A 22,627-nucleotide genomic window follows, 5' to 3' on the forward strand; every position below is an offset into this window, starting at 1 on the left:
CTCCTTAGTCATTTGCCATCTGGCTACGTTGACGCGCTGCCCGTTCGCGCTCCTGCCGTTGCCTGTCCTGTGCCATCAGGGCCAGTGCATCGTCCTTACTCATGCCTGGCGGAATGCTTATCTGATAATGATTGGTCGTCTGGCTTTTATCGACGAAACCACCGCCCGCACCTGCCGTCACCGGCGCGTAAGTCATGCCGCCGCCAAAGGCAAAAGGCATGCTTTCATTGGGGGCCATTTGATAGCCACCGCCACCGAAAGCCGCGCTGCCTGGCTCACCGTTTTTCGGCACCTTGTCAGCCAACCCGTTTGATTTGCTATCTATCAGGCCGAGCTTGTCGAGCACCCAATCAATGCCCTGGCGCAGTTGGTTCAAGGCATCAAGCGGAATGCGCAGTGCGCTACCAATCCACTCGCCAAACTGCTTGCCCGCACTGCGGCAACTGTCGAGCGATTCCTGCGTGGCTTTGACCGGTGCAATTAACTCCTTAAACCATCCCCACGCGGCTTTTACCTTATCGGTAATCCAGCCGAACTGGTCAGCAAACGGGGCCAGCGCATCACCGACCGGCAAAAATGCCGCCTTGATACCGTCCATTACCCCACCAAAGAACGCCGCAATAGGCTCCCAGTATTTACGGATCATCAACACGGCACCAACAATCAACGCCACGGCGGCAACTACAGGGAAACTAATCGCGCCAAACACTGTGCCAATAGTTCCGCCTGCAATACTAAACGCCGTTCCAAGCATGCCCGCCCCTGCCATCAGGAGGTTAAAACCCGTAATCACCGGCCAGGCGACTAACCCAATAGCGCCGAGCACGCCGACCAGAATCAACCCTGCAGAGGCTGCTTTCGCGATACCGCCAGCTAAAACAGGGTTTTTCTTTATCCAGCCATCAAATTTAAGCAGTAGCTCCGTCACATCCGTCGTTAACTTTCGCAGGCTGCTTTCTTGCTGGTCAAAAAGGTCAATCCCTATGGCCTCATAGGCAGATTGAAATTCTTTAAAATCGCCCCCTAGATTGTCCTGTTTTATTTTGACCAAATTTTCCGTACTGCCGTCAGAATGCTGTAGCGTTTTTGTCAGCTGGTCTAACTTCCCACTACGCGCATCCTCCAGGAGGATCGCTGCCGAGGCTGCTGCTTCCTCCCCGAAAATGGTTTTCATGTACTCGGCCTGCTGCGCCGTACCGAGCTTGTTTTTATCAAAGGATTTTTTGATTTCCTTCAAGATAGTGAACATGGGCCGCATATTGCCCTTGCCGTCGGCGGTCTTCACCTTTAGCTCTTTAATAGCCTTAAATGCCTCGCCGGTGGGTGCCTGGAGACGCATCAACATTGCACGCGTTCCGGTTCCGGCCATGCTGCCGGTTACCCCTTTATCAGCCAGCGCGCCAACCATTGCCGCCGTTTGCTCGACACTGACACCGGCATTTTTCGCCACCGGTGCGATATAGGTCAGCGCATCACTCAGCCCGTCAAAGTTCGCGGCCGTTTTATTCAGCGTCGAGGAAATCACATCTCCCAGGTGCGCGACCTGTTCATTCGCCAGACCAAAGGCGTTTTTACTGCTCATTAAGAGGCTGGCGTTTTCCTCCATCGACCGCTCGTTAGCCAGAGACATATTGAGTGTGACCGGCGTCGCGGCCATGATCGCTTTCACGTCACCGCCGCCCTTGGCAATGATGTTTTGCGCCGAGGCTGCATCATCCGCGGAGGCCGCCGTGTTATCACCAATTTGGCGCGCCTGGGTGCGAAGGGCCTGCATTTCTGGCGACTGTTTTTCTAATCCGAGCGTCGCCTGCAGCGTTGAGTTTTTTTGTGCAAACTCATAGCCTGGTTTGAGAATCGCCATCTCCGCCACCGCGCCGACCGTTGCCATGCCGATACCGGCCGCGCCCGCGCCGCGCACTTTGCCGGACAGCTCCTGCCCCTTCCGGTAACGCTCGCTGACGCGGTTTAACTGTTCCTGCTTTTGGCTCAGGCTTGCCAGCTGCTGCTTTTGCCTGGCAAGGCTGTTGCTTGCCGTGTCGGCGCTGGCCTTGAGCCGCTGCTGTTCCGAGCTGAGTTTTTTGGTCGAGATACCCGCCGCGTCGAGCGCTCCGCGTTGCTGCTGCACGGACAACCGAAGGCCGTTCTGTTTGGTCTGCAGCTCGGCCGTTGCCCGCTTGGCTGATTCCAGTAATCGCACCTGGGCTTTGCTCGGGTTCTCGGCGTTTCTGACCTCCATCGCCAGCGCGGCGGTGTCCTCTTTGGCCTTTTTCAGTGCCTGACTGGTAACGGCGAGCTGTGCGCTGGTTTTACGAAAGCCGTCGATTTTGGCGGCCTGCGCATTCAGCGCCTTGAGGTTTTCTTGCGTGCCGCGTATGTCGCCGGAGAGGGTTTTCGTCGCGTTTTGAATGGCTTTAAAGGGGCGGCTTGCCTGGTCAACGGCTTTAAGCAAAACCTGCAGTTTTAAGCTGTTACTCATCAGTTTTCCCGCTTCGCAAAAGGGCTTTGTGACGCCACTCCAACACCTCGGCTAACGTCATGTCGAACATTTCAGAGGGCGGCCAGTGAAATAAAATCGCAATGTCGGCCATCAGGTCATTGACCGTCAGGCCGCGAGGCCAGTCTATCTCTCCGACTTCGGCGATAAAAAACCAATCACCGCGCCCGCCAGTGCCACAAGGTCGGACAGGTCCATTTTGCTCACTTCATCTTTGGTGAGGTTTGGCAGCGTGATGCGCGGCAGGACAATCAGCAGCGCGTCAACGTCGGCATTTGCCACGGCGGCCAGCCCGACGCCGCGCAGTGCTCCGGCGTTGGGTTTGATGATTTCTACCTGGCTGATTTCGGTTTCTCCGCGCTTGATGGGGGTTTCAAGCGTCACAACGTTGTCTTTCTTTTCCATGATTTATGTCTCTTTTCTACAAGGGGTAAGGCCAGCGGCGACCCGCTGGCTGTGAACATTACAGGCCGATGTTTTTGCGGTGTTCGGCCAACACATCCACGCCGTTAACCTTTTCAATCAGGTTGACGGTATCGACCTCAATCAGCTCTTTGCCGCCCATCGTGAGTTTGTAGTAGGTGCACACCGTAGAGATTTTGGTTTCGGTGTCCTCGCCCTGTTTGGCATCGCCGAAATCAATTTCCTTGTGGCGCCCGCGCATGACAATTTCCACCGCCACGGTCTCGCCGGTGTCGTCACGCTGGTAGGAACCGGCAAAACGCAGCGGGACGCCTGCAATCTTGGCGCTGCCCCACTGAGACAGCACCAGTTCATCAATGCCGCCCATCGACCACTCGACCGAGAGCGCATCGTCGTCCAGCCCGAGGTCAACCGGTGCCACGCCGTTCATGCCTGCGCCGCGATAGTTTTCAAGCTTGCGGGTCAGCTTGGGCAGCGTGATGGATGACACGATGCCCTGATAGCTGTTGGCATCGTTGAATAGGTTCATGAGTTTTAATTTCTTTGGCAAAGCCATAATTTACAGCTCCTTAATTGCTGGCGACGGACGCGGCGAAGTTCACCAGATACGAATCGGTGATGCGCTGGCGCAGCGTGAGGTCTTCGAGAGGGGGAACGGGCGTGTAGTCATAATCAATAAACAGCTTGCCCGCCTTGAGGGTGTCTTTATCGTTGGCGGTGTCGTCATACCAGCAGTTCGCTCCCAGCAGATAACCGCCGTTCACCAGTTCACGGAATTTGGCATTGATGCCGTCAATCAAATCCTTAACCAGCGTCGGGGTCATGGGCTTGTCGTTCGCCCACATGTGCGCCTCGGCCATCGTGTCGGCGATAATCTGCGCGGTGCGGGTGTAGCTTTCAAACTGGAACAGCGGATCGTCTGAACAGGTACGGTTACCCCAGAAGCGAAAGCCGTCTTTGCGAATAAGCGTGGTGACGTCTGCCTGGTTAAGCAAATCCGCATCGGTGCCCACGGTCTGCAAATCCCAGAAGACGCTTGCCGACAGGCCGGTGACGCCGTTCACGCCGACGTTGGACAGGGTTTTATGCCAGCCGGTGTCCTGGTCGATTTTGGCGCGCAGTCCTAACGCGCGCGATACCGCAAAGGAGGTTTCCGATTTGTTGGCCGTGGTGTTCCAGCTGACAAAGTTCGGCCAAATCAGCATTAACTCGCGCTGGCTGAAATTTTCGCGGTAGGCCATGACCTCGGTGATGGTTTTACAGCCCCACGCAAAGACATACCCAAAGGCGCGCAGCTGCTGACAGACGGACGCCAGCGCGGTCGCCACTTCCTGAGTGTCCAGACCTGGCACGCCGAGGATGCGCGGTTTTACGCCGACCTCCGCCTGGGCGCTTAGCAGCGCTTTCATACCGGTATAGCGCCCGTTTTCGTCGGTCTTGCCAATAATATTGGAGGTCGTTTCCGCATCGGTCGTGCCTTCGGCCACGCGCACAACCACGGTCACCGGCTTGGACTGTTCGGAAATGGCAAGCAGCGCAGCAGAAAGCGTGCCCTTTGTGCCTGCTTTAGCGGTCGCGCTCAGCACATTGGTGATAAGCACAGGAGTATTGAGGGGGAATGTTGCGGCGTCGGCATCTTCGGCGGTACACACCATGCCGATAACTGCCGTTGAAACGGTCGAGATAGTGCGCGTGCCGTCGTTAATTTCTACAACTCGCACACCGTGATGAAAATCAGGCATCTGTATTGCTCCATCATGAGGGGTGCGGTTAGGATGCCGCGCCCCCTCATGTGAGGCACCTTGTTCGGGATGTTTCAGCAGTGGCACAACGAAAGATAGAGAGCGGGGTCAGGCGGTGCGATACCAGCCCATCAACTTGATAACGCTGTTGGTGATATCAACTCACCGCTAGGTACATGCAACCAGCCTTTACGAATATGTCAGCCAGCAGCAACGGCATTTTGAGTCCTTAATAGACAAGTCCGGCTTTACCCCTGATATCACTGCGAGTTATTCTGTTATCAGGCTGCATTAAATACGAGCGTACTCAATCCAATATTTTTATGTCTAAGAAGTTATTAACTTTCGCCATTTTCACAGCATCATTTTTAATATCATTTAGCCATTGCTGCAATGCATCTAGCATTTCATTTCCAAAATTATCAACCTGCAACTGAAGTGTTTGGTTGTCTTGAATCATATGTCTAGAGTTCCCCCGAACCCCTGGCATAACAAATGCAAATTCATCCAAAACCTCTCGCGCCCTTTGGGATGTTATATCGCCACTACCTTCATGAAGGAGAGCGCACCTCAAGGCATAAAAGTCATTGCCACTTAAGAAAACATGTTCCATCTTGCCGTCTGGACCTAAATTGTGGGTATATTTAGGCTTTAGGTATTTATTGAACCAGTTATTTGTTCTCCTTTGTGAAGACGTACACTTTGGCTCATCTACTTTTCCACAGATATCTGGAAGAGTTAAAGATATAAATAAAACGCCATACCAGTTTTCGGTCTTTAATGCAGTATCTAAAGCTTTGATAAAGTTATTCATGTATACCTCTAAGGAAATGATTGAAAACTTCCTATCGTCCGTAAAATTAGCATAGCATCAAATTAGATGGACACTCACTATTTTAATGAAAAGCTTGAGGTTTCCGTAAACTCAAAATCGATATATGTCTGTAACTTCGCTTGCTATAACTTGGCCGCTATGGCTTTCCCAAAACAATCAGGCGGTGCGATACCAGCCCATCAACTTGATAAAGCTGTTGGTGATATCAATGCTGCTGCCGTTACCGAGCGCCGACGTTTTGCCGTTTATAATATGTTCATGCGGGCCAATATAAACGTCATGCTCATGATCGGGCGCGGCGTCCGTATTTCTTAAAGACACATCAACCTGATTGTTAGAACCAATAGGCGTCTTTGAGTATTCATTGCCAGGCGCGAGCAACCCGCCTTTATGAATATGCCCGCCAGCCGCAGCGGCCTTTTTGGTTCCCAAATCGACAGACTCGGCCTTACCGCTGATATCAATTTGCACATTCGGCAGATTATCTTTACCCAACTGGATGCTGTCCGCGCCGCCCGTGGTGAGCACGTCGCTGCCATCCTGTTTTCCCAGGCGAAGCGTTTTGTTTTCGCCAAGATAAACCCACGTTGACCACGGCCATTTAACATTCGGGTCTATCTTTTGCTGAAATAATCGCACCGTGCCTACTGGGTTATCGTCTTCCCACACGTCGCGGATAGCGGTTTTCATTGCATCAGCCAGGGCCGTCTTTAAGGTTTCGGTCAGCGTACCGGCCACGCCGTCGGTGTAGTCCTGCGCGGCGTCCTGTGCCTTTTTCAGTTCGGCGGCCGTGGCAACAATTACGGACGGGTCAGCATTCAACTGCACGCTGGCCGCGCTGCTGACCGCAAGCCAAATGCGGATCACCTGGTGACGTCCGGCCCCCTCGGCCAACAAAGGCTTATAAGTTTCGGGGATGCTGGCGACAGCCAGACACGCCCCCACGTCGTCGAACAAAGCCGCCTCGCGAAGGGTGAAGCCGCCCGCCTGCGAAGGAATAATAATTTCTGCCTGGATAATATTGCGACTTTTATCGACCAGCGTCAGGCTGTTGAGCGCCGACCGATAAACCTCGTTAACCAGCCCGACCGGCGTCGGGTCAAGCACGGGAACGCGGCCGCCCCCGTCCCCGACGGCCATAAAAGCGAACCCCGCCGGTGAGCCAGAAATAGTGGCCTGAGAAATCTTCTCCTCGCCAACCGCTGTCAGCTTCGACATAAAACGCTTTTCAGCCATGATTACCTTCTTATTGCTTCTCAGTCAGGGGACAATTTGCCCATGCGGGATTAAATACGTGAAATTGAACGCAGGTAGAGCAGCTCGGCCTCACCTTTCATTTCATCGGCGGTCAGCACCTGGCGCGGCCAAAACTCACCTATTGCGATTTCACCGCTGGTCAGCGTGCGGGAGTTCATCGACCCGTAGGTTACCGCCGCCTCGGTGGCCGTCTCAGCGGCGAGGTTCGTTGCCTTCGCAAATTTAAACTGCGCGGTCAAAGGCTCCGCATTCCCCGCTTTTACAACCAGCGTGACCAGTCCGGCGGCGTCGCGAGAGACAACGGCGTTAATGATATCGCCCGAGGCAAAATCAACCGGCACCGAGCACTGTTCTGCGAGGTTATCTTTTGCATCGGCAATGCTGCCCGACCAGGCACAAATGCGGTGATTGTTGCTGTCGTCAATGTACGCGGCAATGCAAAGCATGGGGGCCGACGTCAGCTCAGCGCCGTTCTGCGCGTAATAAAACGTCGCAATAGGATAAGTGCGGCGGAAAGCCTCTTTAACCTTGGTTATGTTCCTGAAGGAAACGGCCAGGCTAACCGGAATACCGTCGGCAATCATGTATGACACCGGCACGGCCGAACGGATACCCGTTGCACTCACGCTATCCGCACCTGGCCCGACAAAGGAAAACAGGCCTTTTTTAAAGGTCAGTTTTTCCGGCGTTCGGGTGAGCACGGAGGTGATTTGCTTTGATACCGCGTTATCCACGTTATTGAGCAATGACGTTGCGCTGTCTTTCCCGTAAAGGCCACGGTAGGCCATATTGACCTGTTGAGAACTTTTCAAAAAAGAAAGGTCTTTTAATACAGAGGTGAAATTCGTCGGGACGGTAATGTTTAATCCAGCCATTTTATAATCCTTACTTGTACCAGTTTAAATTTAACAGATGCGATTTAATCACATTCTCGACAACGGCTTTATGGGCGGCCATATTTAAATGCGCGGCGTCCAGTGACAATGACGTCGCCTTATATCCCTGCGCCTGCATTGTCAGGTCGGATGGCGTGGGCGTTATTCCCGCATCAGTCCATATTTGCGCGCTGCACATATAATCCTGCGTATCGACATATAGCGGGCCAAACTTTTCCTTGCAGCGGCGATTCATTTCCGCGAGACGCGTTTTATAAATATCGTTGCCGTATGCGCTATCATTAAATACGCCAATAACTACTACACGCTTAACCATTGTCGAAACGTGCATGACAGTTTTCACCACGTTATTAAAAATGGTATCCATCGTTATTTCAGGATTGGTGACCGCATCAAACTTTAAATCGTTTTTATACATCCACAGCAGCACGACGCCATCGCGATACGTCACGGGCAGGCTAGGAATAAAATCCTCCGGCCCTGATAGCGCGACGGCATCACCGGCGGCAGCTCGGGTAAAGCTCAGGGATTTTAACTGGTTGTCCCATTTCAAATTCCCCGCCACGCCGTGCAGCGTGCCGTCGTAGCTTTTCAAATAATTGCTGTAGTAATTGCTCGGCAACTGCTGGCACGCCACGGCGACACTGCCGGACGCAGGCAGCGTGTTGTCTGGAAATTTCAACGTAAACGGCACCGCACCAAATCGCGCCGCAACGTGAAACGAGGTTTCGCCGCCTTGCCCCTGATTGTTCCAGTCTGTTACGCCCAGCTCTGCCGCAAGGCTAGTGAAATTCACCCCGACGCCGCCCTGGGTGAAGGAAGACGATCCCCAGCCGGACATTTTCAGCATGTCAGGATTGACCGGCGATAAATTACCGTCGGTATCAAAATAGCGGTCATGCAAATTAAGCGCCTGGGGTGAAGAGGACTCGCCGCCCGTTACGATTTCTTCGGCATAAAGTTTTTTGATATACAATTCACTGTCTGTCGTGAGCGCGGCGGCAAAACCATTTTGTCCCATAACACTCCATGCCAGCCCGTAAGGATTATCGGTTAATGCATTACCGCCGACCGACGTCGAAACGGTATTAAGTACCCCTTCCTTTGTCAGCGCGAGGGCCAAGCCGTTTGCACCTAAAATAATAAAAGGCAGCTCGGACGATGAAAGTACACCGGCATTTTTAACGGATAACGTTCTTTCTGCTTCAAGCGCTTGAATAATTCCCCCTAAATCACCAATGTGAAAAATAACCCCGTTATTCCCTTTAATGGCAAAAGAGCCATCCGGCATTAACCCAAACATTTGCTTTAGGTTGTCGATTTCTTCCTGCTGCGGGTCGGGTGCCTTTTCCCAGGCACCGTTACTCCAGAAATATAAACTGCCGCTGCTCGCATCCATTGCCAGCGCGTGGGCCGTCGTGGGGACAAAGGCCAGCAAAGTGGCAACGTCCTTAAACGCCATCGCCGAGCCTGCGGCATTGCTGTAGGCCACGGCAACGGCCTTGCCCCCGTCATTGCGGTAGTTAATAAAACTGATAAACCCACCGACGCCTTGCGCGACTCGGAACAATTGGCCTTTCGTGGTGGCGGCCAGCCCGGCACGCGTGCCATCCGGATCGGACTCCGTGATATAAAACGTGAAGCCTCTCAAATCAGGATTATCATCAATCGCCGCTTTCAAATACTGCGTGCGGTTTGCCAGCTGCGCCGCCTGCACGTTTGCTACGCCATCCAATCCGCCCACAACGCGCTCGCCACGCTGGATTTGATGAATATTTTTTTCCCATAATGCCGACTCGTTAATGTTAGTCATCTAGCCTCTCCGAATACTGATAATTTGCATCGTAAGATGCTGTTCCGTTGTAAGAAATACTGTCATCAGGCTGATAATCTGACGGGTAAACAGTAAGAATATCGCCATCAAAACTGGCGGCTCCGATGTAGGCAAAGCCCGCCGTTCTCACCGAGAGGGTAAGCTGCGAGATATGGCGACTCACCGGCCTTGCATCGCCTATCAGCCGCTCCAGCTCGTTAACCATTGCGGCGGTAATGCCTATCTCGTTAACGTCAATGCTCAGGCGAAACGTGCCTGCGGGGTCGGCAACCGTCCACCACTCCTGAATTGTCATGGCGTAGCCGAGGTTTTCGATAACGCGCCGAATGGCCGCGACCGTTCCCTTGCGCCGGTGAATGTAAAACGCGTCTTTTACCGCCTGGCGTTTTTCCGCAGCCGTCCACTTTTCATCCCAGCGATCGACAGAAAAAGCCCACGCCAGATAGGGCAGGAATTTCACCGGACACTTTTCAGGGTTCCACAGGTCACGCAGCGGCACGGCCAAATCACTGACGCCCGCACAGGCTTCGGCGGCGCGTCGCTCAAGCGGCGTTGAACCGGACGGCAGCAAGTCACTCATCAGAGCCGCCGGACGTGATGGTGTAAGCGGTGCAGTTTGCCGCCTGCGTCTTATCCAGCACCACGTCGTCAGACGGTGAGGCCAGCTCAACGCGCTGCACGCCCTGCGTGGTCAGTGCGGCATAAATTGCCGAGCGGCGAATGTCTCGCCCGAGGCGGCGCATCTCGTTGATGTAGGCCAGCAGGCGTTTTTTGGCGTCCGCTAAAATCGGCTCAATGGCTGGCCCTGGGTAAACGAATACCGTCGCCTCAATCTGATAATTCACAATCTTCGCCGACTGCACCGTGACGCGGTCAGCGACGGGGCGCACCTCGTCGTCATTGAGCGCGGCGCTCACCGTAGCCAGCAGCGCGGGGGTGGCGGTGCCGTCTCCGTCACGTGAAAGGATGGTTACCACCACCTCAGCCGGTGCCGGACTGATTGCGGACGCATCGGCAACCAGCCCGCTGGCGCTGGCGGCGTGGTATTCGTAAGCCCCCGTCGGCCCCGCAACGCTCATGCCCTCAAACGCGGCAGGGATGCGCTGGCGCAAATCGGCGTCGCTTTCCATCACGGCGGCAACCGGCGGCACGGCATCAACATCGGCGGGGGTGATCATCAGGCGCTGTACATTATTGTTGGCGGCCAGCTGCTCAAGGTCATTGCTGAGGGCATAGGCCACCATCACCGCCTGCGCCGCTTCGTTTACCCGCTGGCGCAAAAGCACCTCACGGTAGGCGTTCTCCTGCAGCAGCTTCACCATCGGCTCGGATTCCAGCGTAAGCGTGCGCGCAATGGCCGCCTGCTCACTTTCGGGATAGAGGGAAACCAGCGTGGCTTTACGCTCGGCAAGGAGGGTTTCGTAATCCAGCGTTTCCACCACGTCCGGCGCGGGTAACTGGCTAAGGTCAATGGTTGCCATGCTGTCAGCTCACAGGTAAGGAAATGGAAAAGGCCGCCGCCGTATCAACGCGGGTGCCGGTCAGCTCAACCACCATTTTTCCGGCTTCGGTTGCGCCGTAGGTGATGCCGGTCAGGTTCACGCGGGGTTCCCACTTGAGCACGGCCATATAGCAGGCGGCCATGATTTGCAGCGGCAGCGCGGGATTCATGGGCATATCAATCAGGTCAGACAGCATTGAGCCGTATTCACGACGCATCACCCGTGAGCCAATCGGCGTGCCGAGAATGTCGCTTAACGACTGGCGAATGTGGTCGAGATCTTCGATTGCCAGCCCGCTGTTGCGATTCATGCCGAGGTATTTTGCGTTAGCCATAGGTGCCCTCTGTTTTGTCTCCGCCGCGCATCACGCCGCCGTGCGAATGGTTATCAACCTTCACGCCGTTTGAGGCGAGCGTGCCGCCCGAATGGTTGATATCGCCGCGCATCTCGCCGCCGCTGGTGACCTTAAGTGTTTTGGTCACCAGCTCGTGGGTGCATTCGACCGTGGGGGAATCCAGCACGATTTTTTGCGAGGCCGTCACCGTCACCAGCTTGGCGGTGGCAGTGATGGACTCGGATGCTTCGATGTTCGCGGAAGTGATCCCGATAGCCTTTAGCGCGCCGGTTTTCGGCTCGTACTCAATTACCGCGCCGTCGGAAAAAGCGAAGTGAAGCGCCTCGGCAGAGGCCGAGGGGGCGGGGAAATTGTCGGAGAAAATACCAGGCAAAACGAAAGCGGCATTCAGCTCACCGCCCAGGGAAAAAATAAGGACTTGCTCGCCAACGGACGGCGCGAACCAGGTGCGGGACTCGCCCGCACGGGCAGAGAGCCATTGCAGCCAGTCAGTGGTATTTTCACCCGTGAGCACGCGACATTTTCCTGCGAACAGGTCAATCTCGGTCACGGTGCCAATGCGGATCAGGTTGCGAATGAGTCGCAGGGTTTCGTTTAGTTCTTCATGTAGATTCATACTCCTATTACAATGATTGGGGTGAAAAAAATCCATGATATGTGTATGTGTAGTTGCAGAGACAACTGATATATTTATCTATACTGCATTTTAAAATCTAACCAAGGTTACATATGAAATTCTTTCAAGATGATAAAATGAAAGAAGTAATATCTAATTACACACAGGAATTGGTGTCATTTCAGAATTCTCAACATACCAAGCCAATTAGTGATTTCTCCAAGATGAGAACCGATTTAGTTATACTTATCCTTAATCATTTCATTTCAGACCAATCATCATGGGATGAATCGTGCCCATACAACATTAAACGAATTTCAAATAAACTCACAAAGGAATTAGAATATCAAGAGTTTGATGAGGATAGTTTGAGTTTGGTTTTTTAAATATGTTTTCGCTTTGTTATGGAGCGATATATGCTAATGCCACAAGAAGCTGATATTCCTTATTACAACATTACAGAGTTCGCCACGAATAACACCACACAATTCTCTAACGATGCCTTTAAAAATATAGATTTCGCTACCCGACTAATGCCGATAGCTTTATTCAAAGAAATGATGACAAGCCAAAGAGTGAATAGTCTAAAAGACTTTAATACAACCTTGGATGATGTTTTAGGCTTGAAATCTGATTGGGACGCTGAGTTGGAAGTTAAAGTAGAAGAAGTTAATAAATTAAAAGAGCATCTTGATCAGCAAGTCATCGCCTTTAATTTTGTTGGGTTATTTAAAGGCTTCAACAACCTTAGTAGAAGCAAGTGGTGGGAAATATTTTGGGCAAGATTACTCTTATGTTTTCTAGGCCTCATGGTAATATCCCCTTTATGCTATGAAATATACAAATCTGTAACAATTGAACCTGAAAAAATATCAATAGCACTCTATCTTTCAGTTATCCCAATATTGTCAATAACTATTATACTTGTTTACTTTTTCAGAATTTCATTACATTCTTTGAATTCATCAAAATCGCAACTGGACCAAATTGAATTGAGAAAAACGCTTTGCATGTTCATTCAAGACTATGCAAAATACTCCGTTAGTATCAAAAAAGAAGACCCAGATGTATTGGCAAAATTTGAAAGTTTGATATTTTCAAACATTCTTCCTCATGGCGCAGATATCCCATCTGCATATGATGGGATTGAACAGTTATCCAAATTAATTTCTTCAGTGAAAAATGGGAAATGATTTAACCCATATTCAAATAACTCATCATTATGGAGTTAACCAATTTTAAAACGTTTTCATTAACTCCTAATAATAATCGCGCATCATACTTCACATCTTTTTCTTTACTGTTCTTAGACGGCCTGTCACGCAGGCCGTAATGATGCACCCTCGCCATGCGTTGCACGCTTCCTGCAAACTCCACCGTGGCGTCGTTGCTGGTGCCTTTCGCCTTCATGTATTTATTGGTGCGCAGTTTGGCAAACATCTCACGCTTCACTCGCCCCTTTTTGGCCCTGATAGGCTGTTTCTTTCTGGCAGCAAAAGGCGTGCCGTCCGGTGCGCGCTGCGCCTTGATGTTGGCTTGCTGACTGGCGCGCAGCTGTTTCGCAATCTCGGCGGCCATTTTCTTACGAGAAGCGGGTGAGAGGCTGGCAATCAGCGCCGACAGGCGCGCATCAAAGGCGCTTAACTCACTCATTCCAGTCACTCACCAACTGGCCGCCCGCATAGAGTCGTGTCGGTGTCGGGTCGTTCTCAGGCTCATGCGGCTCCGGTACGTGGTCAACGTGTAGCGCGCCGTCAATGTCTTTAACAATTACCCGCTCGGTCAGTTGCAAATCAATGCTGAGGTCAATCGTGTTATCACTGATCACATCCGCCTTGAAGGTGTAGCCGGTGTCACGCTTTTCCTTGGTGGCCATAATGTCCGGCTGGTTCACGCGCAGCCAGGCGAGCACCGGCACTATCAGTAAATCGACGTCTCCGGCGTAGTCGGTGATCACAATGTTGAGCTGATACTGATACTCAAAAGACAGCGACGCGGCCAGCGTGGACACGATGCGCCCGTGCTCAACAAACATATTGAAACTATCGGGGTTGCGCTGCAGGTAGGGGGACGTTTTGGTTAACGCTTCGCGCAGCTGCTTGGGCTTCAACATCGTGTTTCTCCTGGCATTGTTTTATTGCTTCAACCTGCAGGCCGCATGAGGCCAGCGCGCTTTCGAGCTGGCGATTATCGGCGGTCAAATCGCCGTTGGTTCTGGGGTTACTGGCCGGAAAGGGGCAGCTTGTTACCCTCGGACACCCAACGTAAATAATCATTGGCGTTGGCAAAGGCGGGGCGCTCCTGCAGCCTGATAACAGCATCAGGCAAAGCAGTGTTAACCCAATGTCTAAGCGTTTCATTTTCATTGATAAGCCTCTGAATTTTCGCCTCACGGGTCAGCGCCACCGTTCCGGCATTATTGAGGGAGACACGCAGCGCCAGCTCGCTTTTCTCCCGCTCTGCCGACTCGTGTTGCAGGCGGGCAATCGCCGCGTCGCGGCTCTCAATTCCGGCAGACAGCGTGCCGATTATCTTATTGGCGCTTTGCAGGTCGCCGCTGAGTTTGTGGCCGTACCCACCGGCCCCCGCTAGCGCCAGCAGGGCGAGAACGAGTAAAGCCATCGCTACGCGCATATCACACCCCGCTCAGGCACAGTTTGCGCTCAGCCTGGCGGCGACGTTCCAGCCCTGCTGACACTTCCCCGTTGACGTAAACCCAGCGCGGTAGCTGGTTGCAGGCTTTTGACCACTCGCCCTTATTGATAAAAAAGGCCAGCTTGGATTTGCAGGCGGCGGTAATGCCGACGTTAAACGCAAAGGCCACCACCGCGTCGTAAACCGCCTGCGGCATGGCAACGGCCATGCAGCGCGCTATTGCCCTCTCGACTATCAACACGTCGGCAATCAGGTTGCTCGCCGCCTGGCGTTCGGTGATATGGCTTCGCGAAGTGACGCCCGCCGTGTGTCCAATGCCGTTTGTCCACGTTCCCGCCTGACACTGGTAGGGGGAAAGCTGGCAGCCCTCAAAATCGGCAATCAGGCGCAGACCCGCCTCGGAGGTGTGCAACTGCTGATAGTCGGGCAGCGTGGCGGCGATAATCAGCACCGCCGCCGCCAGACAGCGTTTAACGAGTGTATTCATTGGCGGCCTCTCTGCTCATCCCCTGCGCCTCAAGCAGTGCCAGCGTTTTACGCCGGTAGTGCCAGTTAACAATCGCGCTCACTAGGTTAATAATCAGCGTGCCCACCGCGACCAGGCTACCGACCATAAAGGCGATATCCTGCGGTGAGTGGCGGCTGAACCAGGCGAGCAGCAGCGAGACAAAATAGGCAAAGGCCGTTTGTAGTCGTTCCATGTTTAATCCCAGAGTTGGACGGTTTCGCGCACAGTGGCGTCGGTGATTTCCGGCATCTCCACCGCGTAGCCGTGGGGTAACATCACCCCCACGTCTGCCAGACCTGGATTCGCCAAAAGAACCTGTTCAAGCACAGATTCAGTGCGGCCGTAATAGCGCCAGCACATCAAATCAACCGTATCCCCCTGCTGTGCATAGGCTTTCATCACAGCAGCCCGATAATGCAGGCCGAGCGACCGGCGATTTTGCTGATACTGAACCGCGCATCACGCCACAACTCATCGGCAGACACGTTGATTTCTTCCGCCTTGCGGGTGCCGCTGGCGTCATACCCGCGATAACGTTCAACGATGGTCGCGCCCGTCAACGCACACACGGCGGCCTCGTAATGCGTCAGCTTGATGCTTTCGCCGTCTATCCTGTCGGCGGGAACCTCGGCAAGCGTGAGATAGCCCGCGTCCATTTGCTCGGTGCGGTAGTCGTACAGCTCGGCGTTCACTTCTGAAATCGCCGTTTTTACCGCCTGGCGCAGACGCTCGGCCGTCACGGTGCCCTCATAGCGCAGGGAGGCACGCAGGCTTTTCAGGTCAACGTCCGGCCAGAAATAGGTGTTTTTAATCGGCAGCTCGTCAGCGTCTGACGGCTTTGGGGCCGGTATTACTAGCGACATAATGACCTCGTGATAGGGGGGACGGTGGACGACGGCATTAACGCGGTAAAAACCGGTCGCAGCCGTCGTGCCGTCCTGCTCGGGGAGCATTCTTTTTAGCGGCTGGCCTTGTTGCGTAACTCACGGGCCAGCCGCTCAATATCCTTGACGACGCCGCAGCGGTCGTGCAGCTGCAGCGCCCGTTTTAAATGCTCTAACGCCTCCAAAGCCCTGCCCGCATCGCGCAGCACATACCCGATAATTTTGTGCAGCTTGGCGCGCACCTGGTCGGGCATATCTTCTGCGTTCGTCAGCTCCAGCGTGGCCAGCAGCGGCGCGGGGTCTACCGCGTCCTTTGCCGTCCAGGCGCGGGTTGCCGCTTCGGCTACGTCCTCGGCCAGCAAATAGGCCGTGCTGTTGCGCTTGTAGCTGTCCGGCGGCACCAGACCAAAGCGCAGCGCATAGCGGGCGATAGCCAGCGCGCCGGTAATGTCTCCGGCATCAAGACGCCAAATCATGACGGTCATCAGGATGGCATCTTGCGCGCCGCGCCCCTCGCTCAGGACGCCGTTCACCCAGGGCGCATAGTCGGGCAGCAAGCGCCGTTTGATGTCGGCCTTCTTCTCCATCGACCGCACTTTTTTCAGGGTGCGCTTGTCCTCATTGAGTTTCAGCATCATCAGCTCGTAGCCGTTGGCGTGGCGCAGCGGGCCAGATACCTGCTGCGAGGCGTCAACCGCTGACTGGCGCATTAAGTGACGGCGGGCAGGACTTAACATGGCTTACTCTCCGGCTGGCACGGTCGCGGCTGTAAACTCACCCAACTGGATATTTTCAACCAATGCGCCGCAGCCGTAGTCCTCGATCACGTAGTCTTCATTGATTGATTCGTAGTTTTCGATGCGGTCACGCTTCGCCACTTCATCGACCATGCGGCGGTTGGTGCCCTCTTGCCAGTAGATAGACAGGTTATCGAGACGAGTGATTAACAGTGCGTTAGCAGGGAAGTACGGCACGCGCACGGCTGGCAGGTTGCCGATGCGTTTCTGGCTGACAATCATGTCTCCGGCCAGCGCTTCCGTGTTGGCCTGGGCTTTGTTGATGATAGGAAAATACTTGTCAGCCAGCAGCTGACGCCCGCAGATCACAACCAGCTCCGGGTCTTCCTGATACCACGGCTCAATCAGGTGGTTGGTGGCATCCATTACCAGTGCGTCGAGATTTTCATAGTCGCCGTTTATACCGACGCGGATTTTTTCAGAAACCACCGCGTCATTTTCATCCAGAATTTTGCTCATCACGCGCTTTGGCGCATTGGTGCGGTACTTCTGCAGCCAGCCCACGGCCACGTCTTGTAACAGCGGATTAACGGCACGGTTGGAGGTTTTGGCGCGGCTTGTGCCGTTGAAGCCAACCATAATGCGGTCGAGCGCCTGGCGCTGGATAATCGCGTCACGAAGGCGAGTCTGAAAATCTTCATAACGCGCCCACAGGTCGATAGTGTTGTAGCGAATGTGGAAATCGTAGTTAACCTGCTGGCACTCGTAGCCTTCGCTGTCGAGCGAGGCAAAGTCCGCCGTTTCGCGCTCATCGCCGCCCGAGGTGTCCGTGGTGCTGGCAATGGAGCCGCTGACGCCCACGCCGATTTTTTCACCCTTCATTTCGGCAACCGGCACGATATTGATGCGGGTCAGAAACTCGGAGGACTCCTGCACGCGGTTCATCAGCGTTTGGGTCACGGACGGCTCGACGCTGAATTTCTTATTCAGGTCGCCGGTGTCTACGCCGTTCAATTCCGCCAGGCGGGAGAGGAAAGCATTAAATTTAAATCGGGTTGCTGGACGCATGTTTATTTCCTAATTAGTTCAAAGTTTTTCAGGGTGTGCCTGGTATTCAGCGAGCCGCTATCAGCAGTCGGTCAGCACTTCATTTTTGCCGCTGCCGCCGTTGGAGAACGGGCGTCGTGCCTGAGTGCCGCTGTCCGTGTGGGCAAGCTTGTTGCTCAGCTCGACCAGCTCAGTGCGGTCAGCGGCGGCGGCCTGTTCAATCTGGGTAAGCCGCTCGGTCAGCGCCTGCTCGGTCGCGGTCAGTTTGGTTTCGACCTGCCCGACCTGTTCCTGGGCAAAGGTGGCGACCACTTCAACCGCCGCATGCACATCGGCAAAGCGCGCTTCGTCCGTGGTTTGTTTCGCCGCAAACATCCCCTTGATGCGGGAAAGCAGCGTGACGCCTGGCTCCTGCACGTCATCAAACGTCATCTCGACTTCGGTCGCGGCAGAGAACAGGTTTTCAGGGTCGGCCTTGCGACTCGCCAGCGGGTTAACGGACGCCTTGGCGCTGAATGCGAGCATTTCGGTGCCGAGGCTGGCGGGGTCATCGGTCACGGCAAGGCCGACCAGGTAGGCTTTGCCGGTCTTGGCAAAGTTGGGCTGAATTTCCATTGAGGTGTAAATCTTTTGCTTCTGGCCGACCATCGCTACCAGGTCATCGGTCGGGCTGATTTGCGCATAGAGTGCGCGCTTGCCCTTTAGCGCCGAATCGTCGTCAATGGTGTCAGCTTTGAGTGCGGTCACGTCGCCGTAGCGCTTAAACTGGCTGTCGGGCAGCAGGCCCTTATAGTGCTCAAGGTTGACGCGGCAGCCGTAGACGCGGGGGTCAAACCCTTCTGCCATCTGGTCAATATCGGCGGCGCTGATTTCGCGGCCGTCGCAGGTATCACCGGCAACGCCGATGCGGATAAACTTCGATACTTTTGGCATGGACAGGATTTCCATTCGTTGAGTGTTTCAGGACAAGGGCCAGTTTCCAGACCTTGCCCCCTCGCCACAACGAAGGCCGGTTGTGCGCCTTTTCACACAACACGCACCACGGGCGCGGGCGTGCGCGCCTCGGTAGCCTGTTGCCATGAATACAACCCCGAGCCTCATCATTAGCGACCCAAGGCGGCAAGCGGCCCTGCTTTACTGGCAGGGTTTTTCCGTGCGCCAGATTGCGGAAACGCTGAACCAAAAAGCCCCGACCGTGCAGAGCTGGAAGAAGCGAGACGCATGGGACGCGATTGCGCCCATTAGCCGCGTGGAAACCAGCATGGAAGCGCGGTTAATTCAACTCATCGTGAAAGACGCAAAAGACGGGAGGGACTTCAAAGAAATAGACCTGCTGGGCCGACAGATAGAACGCCTGGCGCGGGTGAACCGCTATAGCCAGTCCGGCAACGAGGCGGATCTCAATCCCAACGTGCGCAACCGCAATAAGGGCGAGCGCGCGCCGGTTGAAAAGAATCAGTTCAGCGAAGAAGCCGTGGAGAAGTTAAGCGATATTTTTCTGGGGGAATCGTTCGGCTACCAAATGGGCTGGCACAAGGCGGGACTTGAGCACCGTATCCGCAACATCCTCAAATCGCGACAGATTGGCGCAACGTTTTACTTTGCCCGGGAGGCGCTGATTGATGCGCTGACCACGGGCAGGAATCAGATTTTCCTCTCGGCCAGTAAAGCGCAGGCGCACGTCTTTAAAAACTACATCATCGACTTTGCGCGCCAGGTAGACGTTGACCTGAAAGGCGACCCGATTGTGTTACCCAACGGGGCGCGCCTGATTTTTCTCGGCACCAACGTGCGCACCGCGCAGAGCTACACCGGCAACCTGTACCTGGATGAATATTTTTGGATACCGAAGTTTCAGGAGCTGCGCAAAGTGGCCTCGGGCATGTCGTTGCACAAGAAGTGGCGCACCACCTATTTCTCGACACCCTCCAGCCTGGCGCACAGCGCCTATCCGTTCTGGTCGGGGGAGTTGTTCAACAAGGGCCGCCGCGATAAATCGACCCGCATTGAACTGGATTTAACCCACAGCCACCTCGCAAAAGGCGTGCTGTGTGACGATGGGCAGTGGCGGCAGATTGTGACGGTTGAGGATGCGCTGTCAGGCGGCTGTAACCTGTTCGACCTTAACCAGCTGTCGATGGAATACAGTCCGGCAGAGTACGACAATCTGCTGATGTGCGAATTCGTGGACGATGCCGCCTCGGTGTTCCCGTTCGCCGAGCTGCAAACCTGCATGGTGGACAGCCTGGAGGAATGGCTCGACTTCAACCCTTACTCTTTGCGGCCCTTCGATTACCGTCCGGTCTGGATTGGCTACGACCCGTCGCACACCGGCGACAGCGCGGGCTGTGCGGTGATTGCGCCGCCGATGGTCAACGGCGGTAAGTTCCGCGTACTGGAGCGCCATCAGTGGCGCGGCATGGACTTTGCCGCGCAGGCGAAATCCATTGAAGACCTGACTAAAAAATACAGCGTTGACTACATCGGCATCGACTCGACCGGCCTCGGTCAGGGCGTGTTTCAACTGGTACGCCAGTTCTTTCCTGCCGCGCGTGAAATCAAATATTCCCCCGAAATCAAAACCGCAATGGTATTGAAAGCCAAAGACACCATCACCAGCGGACGTCTCGAATACGACACCGGCAGCACGGACATTACTCAAAGCTTTATGGCCATTCGCAAAACCATGACCGCCAGCGGCAACCGCTCGACCTACGAGGCCAGCCGCAGCGAAGAAGCCAGCCACGCGGACGTTGCCTGGGCAATTATGCACGCCCTGTTAAACGAACCCCTCACCGCCGCCAGCGGGAACGATAGCCCGAACATTTTGGAGTTTTACTAATGAGTAAGCGCAAGGGCCGCAAGGCTTTACCCCAGCAACACACCGCCGCCCAGCCAGAACAGCAGGCGCAGGCGTTTACCTTTGGTGACGCGTCGCCGGTGATGGATAAGCGGGATATTCTGGATTACGTGGAGTGCATCGGAAATAGCCGCTGGTATGAGCCGCCGGTGAGCTTTGACGGACTGGCCCGCAGCCTGCGCGCCGCCGTGCATCACAGCTCGCCGATTTACGTGAAGCGTAATATTTTATCCTCGACGTTCATCCCGCACCCGCTGCTCAGTCAGCAAGAATTCAGCAAGTTTGCGCTGGATTATCTGGTGTTCGGGAATGCCTTCGCGGAGCTGCGCCGAAATGCTTTAGGACAACCGCTGCGCCTGGAAACGTCACCGGCCAAATACACGCGACGCGGGGCCGAGCCTGGCGTGTATTGGTTTACGCAATACGGGAAGGAGGCGCACGAATTTGAGAAAGACAGCGTGTTTCACCTGATTGAGCCGGACATCAACCAGGAGCTGTACGGCCTGCCGGAGTACCTCAGCGCGTTAAACAGCGCCTGGCTGAACGAGGCGGCGACGTTGTTCCGCCGCAAGTATTACCAGAACGGTGCGCACGCCGGATACATTCTCTACATGACCGACGCGGCCCAAAGCAGCAGTGACGTGGACAAAATGCGCCAGGCTATGCGCGACACCAAAGGGCTGGGCAACTTCCGCAACCTGTTCATGTACGCGCCCAACGGCAAAGCGGACGGCATCAAGATTTTGCCGCTTAGCGAAGTGGCAACGAAAGACGATTTTTTCAATATCAAAAAGGCCAGCCGCGACGACCTGTTAAGCGCGCACCGCGTGCCGCCGCAGATGATGGGGATTATTCCCGACAACGCGGGCGGGTTCGGGGATGTTGAAAAGGCTGCCAAGGTCTTTGTGCGCAACGAGCTGACACCGATGCAGGAGCGGATGAAAGAAATCAACCAATGGTTAGGGGTAGAAGTGATTCAGTTCCAGCCTTACCAGCTTGACGCCTCGTAACACCTGCCCCCCTTCGAAGAGCCGTCCATCTGGGCGGCTTTTTTCAGCCTGCCGCTTAGCCATTCCGCAAACTTAACTCACCCGAAAACACACCCCCACCTAAAGCGCCTCAGACGCACGACACGACGCGCGCACGCCGATTCACCCCTGAATCTGATTTTCGATGCCGCCACCCCCTGCGTGCGGCTGACTGCGTCTGCGCTGAACGTCCACAGGGGTCAGCGCGCAATACTTTCCCCGCCGCGCCTGCCCGCTTTATAGGCCGTTTTTAATGCAGTTGCATGATCGTAAAAAAACCAGGCGGGGCCTGGCTCTTTAGGGGATATGCGGTCCTATTCGAATCATGCAAATTCATGCGCTGTATGCATGCAAGGTCAAAAACTCAGGTTTAGCCGCTATTTTGCTGACTTTTCCCCGCTAATGCGGCCTGTAAAATCTCAGTAATGCTTACCCCTGAAAGCTCCGCAATCCAAATCAGAGCAATGTCTTTATCGTTTTTTTGGCTCTCGCAGCCCGATGAAAGCCGAGCAATCAGATTGATGCGCTCAAGCGTTACTATCTCGTCTAAATCTGACACCTTTTTACCTCCCTGGTGTTTTTATACTGTATGCATAACCAGCATAATGCCAGTGCGAGCGAAATAATTCTACATATATCTATACGTTATCTTGAGCTTACGCGACGTCTAGAAACTCATAAAATCAATCACTGGCATCTAATGCTGTGCCAAAAATCGCTCCCTGATTCTAATTTTGGTGAAGCTGAGTGACTGGATCTCTCGATATATGCATGTTCGAAAGCAGCGTATCAGCCAGGAACATTGCTACAAGTAAATCGACTAGCGGTTTTGGGTAAGTCGGGGATAAAAGTGATCACCCTTAATCTCACATTAGTCAGTAAGTATAGAAAGAATTTTCATTAAATACTTTTCCAACTCTAGCCTGCCAAAACATAACTTCATAATATTTAATG

General features: G+C 54.2%; 28 protein-coding genes. 3 read left to right on the forward strand and 25 right to left on the reverse strand.

Annotated elements, in window-relative coordinates; all coding sequences use genetic code 11:
- Positions 1–4: 4 nt before the first annotated feature.
- From BS639_RS18495 to BS639_RS18555, 13 genes are all read right to left on the reverse strand, one after another.
- A complete protein-coding gene (locus BS639_RS18495) occupies positions 5–2,476 on the reverse strand; it encodes a phage tail tape measure protein (protein ID WP_084983985.1) in 2,472 nt (823 codons plus the stop codon).
- Positions 2,469–2,588 carry a GpE family phage tail protein gene (locus BS639_RS18500; protein ID WP_084983987.1) on the reverse strand — a complete coding sequence of 40 codons (120 nt, stop codon included), beginning with the start codon at positions 2,586–2,588 and terminating at the stop codon, positions 2,469–2,471. Before BS639_RS18500 ends, BS639_RS18495 begins: the two co-directional genes overlap by 8 nt.
- 32 nt (positions 2,589–2,620) lie before the next feature.
- Entirely contained in the window at positions 2,621–2,899 is a 279-nt protein-coding gene (locus tag BS639_RS18505; protein WP_055778598.1) for a phage tail assembly protein, read from the reverse strand.
- 58 nt (positions 2,900–2,957) lie between these two features.
- Entirely contained in the window at positions 2,958–3,473 is a 516-nt protein-coding gene (locus BS639_RS18510) for a phage major tail tube protein (RefSeq protein WP_084983988.1), read from the reverse strand.
- Positions 3,474–3,486: 13 nt separating this feature from the next.
- Complete coding sequence (locus tag BS639_RS18515; protein ID WP_084983989.1) at positions 3,487–4,659, reverse strand: phage tail sheath protein; 1,173 nt, start codon at positions 4,657–4,659, stop codon at positions 3,487–3,489.
- A gap of 307 nt (positions 4,660–4,966) precedes the next feature.
- Positions 4,967–5,473, reverse strand: a complete 507-nt coding sequence (locus tag BS639_RS18520; RefSeq protein WP_084983991.1) for a hypothetical protein — start codon at positions 5,471–5,473, stop codon at positions 4,967–4,969.
- A gap of 177 nt (positions 5,474–5,650) precedes the next feature.
- Positions 5,651–6,730: a phage tail protein gene (locus tag BS639_RS18525; protein WP_084983992.1), complete on the reverse strand. Its 1,080-nt coding sequence runs from the start codon at positions 6,728–6,730 to the stop codon at positions 5,651–5,653.
- Between the two features lie 50 nt (positions 6,731–6,780).
- On the reverse strand, positions 6,781–7,626 hold the full coding sequence (locus BS639_RS18530; RefSeq protein ID WP_084983994.1) for a hypothetical protein: 846 nt from the start codon (positions 7,624–7,626) through the stop codon (positions 6,781–6,783).
- 10 nt (positions 7,627–7,636) lie between these two features.
- Entirely contained in the window at positions 7,637–9,460 is a 1,824-nt protein-coding gene (locus BS639_RS18535) for a hypothetical protein (protein WP_084983996.1), read from the reverse strand.
- A complete protein-coding gene (locus BS639_RS18540; RefSeq protein WP_084984013.1) occupies positions 9,453–10,064 on the reverse strand; it encodes a phage tail protein I in 612 nt (203 codons plus the stop codon). Before BS639_RS18540 ends, BS639_RS18535 begins: the two co-directional genes overlap by 8 nt.
- Positions 10,054–10,962, reverse strand: coding sequence for a baseplate assembly protein (locus BS639_RS18545; protein ID WP_084983998.1), 909 nt, complete (start codon positions 10,960–10,962; stop codon positions 10,054–10,056). Before BS639_RS18545 ends, BS639_RS18540 begins: the two co-directional genes overlap by 11 nt.
- Before the next feature lie 4 nt (positions 10,963–10,966).
- On the reverse strand, positions 10,967–11,317 hold the full coding sequence (locus BS639_RS18550; RefSeq protein ID WP_084983999.1) for a GPW/gp25 family protein: 351 nt from the start codon (positions 11,315–11,317) through the stop codon (positions 10,967–10,969).
- The gene (locus BS639_RS18555) at positions 11,310–11,954 is read right to left on the reverse strand and encodes a phage baseplate assembly protein V (RefSeq protein WP_084984000.1); all 645 of its coding nucleotides are present in this window, start codon (positions 11,952–11,954) and stop codon (positions 11,310–11,312) included. Before BS639_RS18555 ends, BS639_RS18550 begins: the two co-directional genes overlap by 8 nt.
- A 422-nt stretch (positions 11,955–12,376) precedes the next feature.
- Between BS639_RS18555 and BS639_RS18565 the strand changes: the two genes are divergently transcribed.
- A complete protein-coding gene (locus BS639_RS18565) occupies positions 12,377–13,147 on the forward strand; it encodes a hypothetical protein (protein ID WP_158086941.1) in 771 nt (256 codons plus the stop codon).
- A 1-nt stretch (position 13,148) separates the two neighbouring features.
- Here the strand turns inward: BS639_RS18565 and BS639_RS18570 are convergent, their stop codons facing one another.
- The 11 genes from BS639_RS18570 to BS639_RS18615 form a co-directional block, all read right to left on the reverse strand.
- Positions 13,149–13,607: a phage virion morphogenesis protein gene (locus BS639_RS18570; protein ID WP_084984003.1), complete on the reverse strand. Its 459-nt coding sequence runs from the start codon at positions 13,605–13,607 to the stop codon at positions 13,149–13,151.
- Positions 13,600–14,067 carry a phage tail protein gene (locus BS639_RS18575; RefSeq protein WP_084984004.1) on the reverse strand — a complete coding sequence of 156 codons (468 nt, stop codon included), beginning with the start codon at positions 14,065–14,067 and terminating at the stop codon, positions 13,600–13,602. Before BS639_RS18575 ends, BS639_RS18570 begins: the two co-directional genes overlap by 8 nt.
- A complete protein-coding gene (gene lysC / locus BS639_RS25160) occupies positions 13,997–14,275 on the reverse strand; it encodes an Rz1-like lysis system protein LysC (protein ID WP_139804143.1) in 279 nt (92 codons plus the stop codon). The genes BS639_RS18575 and lysC overlap by 71 nt, the downstream gene beginning before the upstream one ends.
- A complete protein-coding gene (gene lysB, locus BS639_RS18580) occupies positions 14,175–14,588 on the reverse strand; it encodes an Rz-like lysis system protein LysB (protein ID WP_084984005.1) in 414 nt (137 codons plus the stop codon). The genes lysC and lysB overlap by 101 nt, the downstream gene beginning before the upstream one ends.
- A 1-nt stretch (position 14,589) precedes the next feature.
- Positions 14,590–15,096 carry a lysozyme gene (locus BS639_RS18585; protein ID WP_084984006.1) on the reverse strand — a complete coding sequence of 169 codons (507 nt, stop codon included), beginning with the start codon at positions 15,094–15,096 and terminating at the stop codon, positions 14,590–14,592.
- Positions 15,080–15,310 (reverse strand): hypothetical protein, encoded by a 231-nt coding sequence (locus BS639_RS18590; protein ID WP_055778558.1) that lies wholly within the window; start codon positions 15,308–15,310, stop codon positions 15,080–15,082. The genes BS639_RS18585 and BS639_RS18590 overlap by 17 nt, the downstream gene beginning before the upstream one ends.
- 2 nt (positions 15,311–15,312) lie before the next feature.
- The gene (locus BS639_RS18595) at positions 15,313–15,516 is read right to left on the reverse strand and encodes a tail protein X (protein WP_055778555.1); all 204 of its coding nucleotides are present in this window, start codon (positions 15,514–15,516) and stop codon (positions 15,313–15,315) included.
- Positions 15,516–15,980, reverse strand: a complete 465-nt coding sequence (locus tag BS639_RS18600) for a head completion/stabilization protein (protein ID WP_084984014.1) — start codon at positions 15,978–15,980, stop codon at positions 15,516–15,518. The genes BS639_RS18595 and BS639_RS18600 overlap by 1 nt, the downstream gene beginning before the upstream one ends.
- Positions 15,981–16,075: 95 nt before the next feature.
- Positions 16,076–16,738 carry a phage terminase small subunit gene (locus tag BS639_RS18605; protein WP_084984007.1) on the reverse strand — a complete coding sequence of 221 codons (663 nt, stop codon included), beginning with the start codon at positions 16,736–16,738 and terminating at the stop codon, positions 16,076–16,078.
- Between the two features lie 3 nt (positions 16,739–16,741).
- A complete protein-coding gene (locus BS639_RS18610; RefSeq protein WP_084984008.1) occupies positions 16,742–17,806 on the reverse strand; it encodes a phage major capsid protein, P2 family in 1,065 nt (354 codons plus the stop codon).
- Between the two features lie 60 nt (positions 17,807–17,866).
- Positions 17,867–18,718, reverse strand: coding sequence for a GPO family capsid scaffolding protein (locus BS639_RS18615; RefSeq protein ID WP_206601170.1), 852 nt, complete (start codon positions 18,716–18,718; stop codon positions 17,867–17,869).
- Positions 18,719–18,863: 145 nt separating this feature from the next.
- On the opposite strand from BS639_RS18615, the gene BS639_RS18620 reads away from it, so the two are divergent.
- Positions 18,864–20,627, forward strand: coding sequence for a terminase ATPase subunit family protein (locus tag BS639_RS18620; RefSeq protein ID WP_084984010.1), 1,764 nt, complete (start codon positions 18,864–18,866; stop codon positions 20,625–20,627).
- On the forward strand, positions 20,627–21,655 hold the full coding sequence (locus BS639_RS18625; RefSeq protein WP_084984011.1) for a phage portal protein: 1,029 nt from the start codon (positions 20,627–20,629) through the stop codon (positions 21,653–21,655). The genes BS639_RS18620 and BS639_RS18625 overlap by 1 nt, the downstream gene beginning before the upstream one ends.
- 388 nt (positions 21,656–22,043) lie before the next feature.
- Here the strand turns inward: BS639_RS18625 and BS639_RS18630 are convergent, their stop codons facing one another.
- Positions 22,044–22,232, reverse strand: coding sequence for a hypothetical protein (locus BS639_RS18630; protein WP_084984012.1), 189 nt, complete (start codon positions 22,230–22,232; stop codon positions 22,044–22,046).
- Positions 22,233–22,627: the final 395 nt, after the last annotated feature.

This window comes from Rouxiella silvae, from assembly GCF_002093625.1.
Lineage (GTDB): Bacteria > Pseudomonadota > Gammaproteobacteria > Enterobacterales > Enterobacteriaceae > Rouxiella > Rouxiella silvae.

Bases quoted from the DNA above. Each gene is read 5' to 3' on its own strand.
- BS639_RS18495 (WP_084983985.1), bottom strand. From the start codon at position 2,476: ATGAGTAACAGCTTAAAACTGCAGGTTTTGCTTAAAGCCGTTGACCAG.
- BS639_RS18500 (WP_084983987.1), bottom strand. From the start codon at position 2,588: ATGGCCGACATTGCGATTTTATTTCACTGGCCGCCCTCTGAAATGTTC.
- BS639_RS18505 (WP_055778598.1), bottom strand. From the start codon at position 2,899: ATGGAAAAGAAAGACAACGTTGTGACGCTTGAAACCCCCATCAAGCGC.
- BS639_RS18510 (WP_084983988.1), bottom strand. From the start codon at position 3,473: ATGGCTTTGCCAAAGAAATTAAAACTCATGAACCTATTCAACGATGCC.
- BS639_RS18515 (WP_084983989.1), bottom strand. From the start codon at position 4,659: ATGCCTGATTTTCATCACGGTGTGCGAGTTGTAGAAATTAACGACGGC.
- BS639_RS18520 (WP_084983991.1), bottom strand. From the start codon at position 5,473: ATGAATAACTTTATCAAAGCTTTAGATACTGCATTAAAGACCGAAAAC.
- BS639_RS18525 (WP_084983992.1), bottom strand. From the start codon at position 6,730: ATGGCTGAAAAGCGTTTTATGTCGAAGCTGACAGCGGTTGGCGAGGAG.
- BS639_RS18530 (WP_084983994.1), bottom strand. From the start codon at position 7,626: ATGGCTGGATTAAACATTACCGTCCCGACGAATTTCACCTCTGTATTA.
- BS639_RS18535 (WP_084983996.1), bottom strand. From the start codon at position 9,460: ATGACTAACATTAACGAGTCGGCATTATGGGAAAAAAATATTCATCAA.
- BS639_RS18545 (WP_084983998.1), bottom strand. From the start codon at position 10,962: ATGGCAACCATTGACCTTAGCCAGTTACCCGCGCCGGACGTGGTGGAA.
- BS639_RS18550 (WP_084983999.1), bottom strand. From the start codon at position 11,317: ATGGCTAACGCAAAATACCTCGGCATGAATCGCAACAGCGGGCTGGCA.
- BS639_RS18555 (WP_084984000.1), bottom strand. From the start codon at position 11,954: ATGAATCTACATGAAGAACTAAACGAAACCCTGCGACTCATTCGCAAC.
- BS639_RS18565 (WP_158086941.1), top strand. From the start codon at position 12,377: ATGCCACAAGAAGCTGATATTCCTTATTACAACATTACAGAGTTCGCC.
- BS639_RS18570 (WP_084984003.1), bottom strand. From the start codon at position 13,607: ATGAGTGAGTTAAGCGCCTTTGATGCGCGCCTGTCGGCGCTGATTGCC.
- BS639_RS18575 (WP_084984004.1), bottom strand. From the start codon at position 14,067: ATGTTGAAGCCCAAGCAGCTGCGCGAAGCGTTAACCAAAACGTCCCCC.
- lysC (WP_139804143.1), bottom strand. From the start codon at position 14,275: ATGCTGTTATCAGGCTGCAGGAGCGCCCCGCCTTTGCCAACGCCAATG.
- lysB (WP_084984005.1), bottom strand. From the start codon at position 14,588: ATGCGCGTAGCGATGGCTTTACTCGTTCTCGCCCTGCTGGCGCTAGCG.
- BS639_RS18585 (WP_084984006.1), bottom strand. From the start codon at position 15,096: ATGAATACACTCGTTAAACGCTGTCTGGCGGCGGCGGTGCTGATTATC.
- BS639_RS18590 (WP_055778558.1), bottom strand. From the start codon at position 15,310: ATGGAACGACTACAAACGGCCTTTGCCTATTTTGTCTCGCTGCTGCTC.
- BS639_RS18595 (WP_055778555.1), bottom strand. From the start codon at position 15,516: ATGAAAGCCTATGCACAGCAGGGGGATACGGTTGATTTGATGTGCTGG.
- BS639_RS18600 (WP_084984014.1), bottom strand. From the start codon at position 15,980: ATGTCGCTAGTAATACCGGCCCCAAAGCCGTCAGACGCTGACGAGCTG.
- BS639_RS18605 (WP_084984007.1), bottom strand. From the start codon at position 16,738: ATGTTAAGTCCTGCCCGCCGTCACTTAATGCGCCAGTCAGCGGTTGAC.
- BS639_RS18610 (WP_084984008.1), bottom strand. From the start codon at position 17,806: ATGCGTCCAGCAACCCGATTTAAATTTAATGCTTTCCTCTCCCGCCTG.
- BS639_RS18615 (WP_206601170.1), bottom strand. From the start codon at position 18,718: ATGCCAAAAGTATCGAAGTTTATCCGCATCGGCGTTGCCGGTGATACC.
- BS639_RS18620 (WP_084984010.1), top strand. From the start codon at position 18,864: ATGAATACAACCCCGAGCCTCATCATTAGCGACCCAAGGCGGCAAGCG.
- BS639_RS18625 (WP_084984011.1), top strand. From the start codon at position 20,627: ATGAGTAAGCGCAAGGGCCGCAAGGCTTTACCCCAGCAACACACCGCC.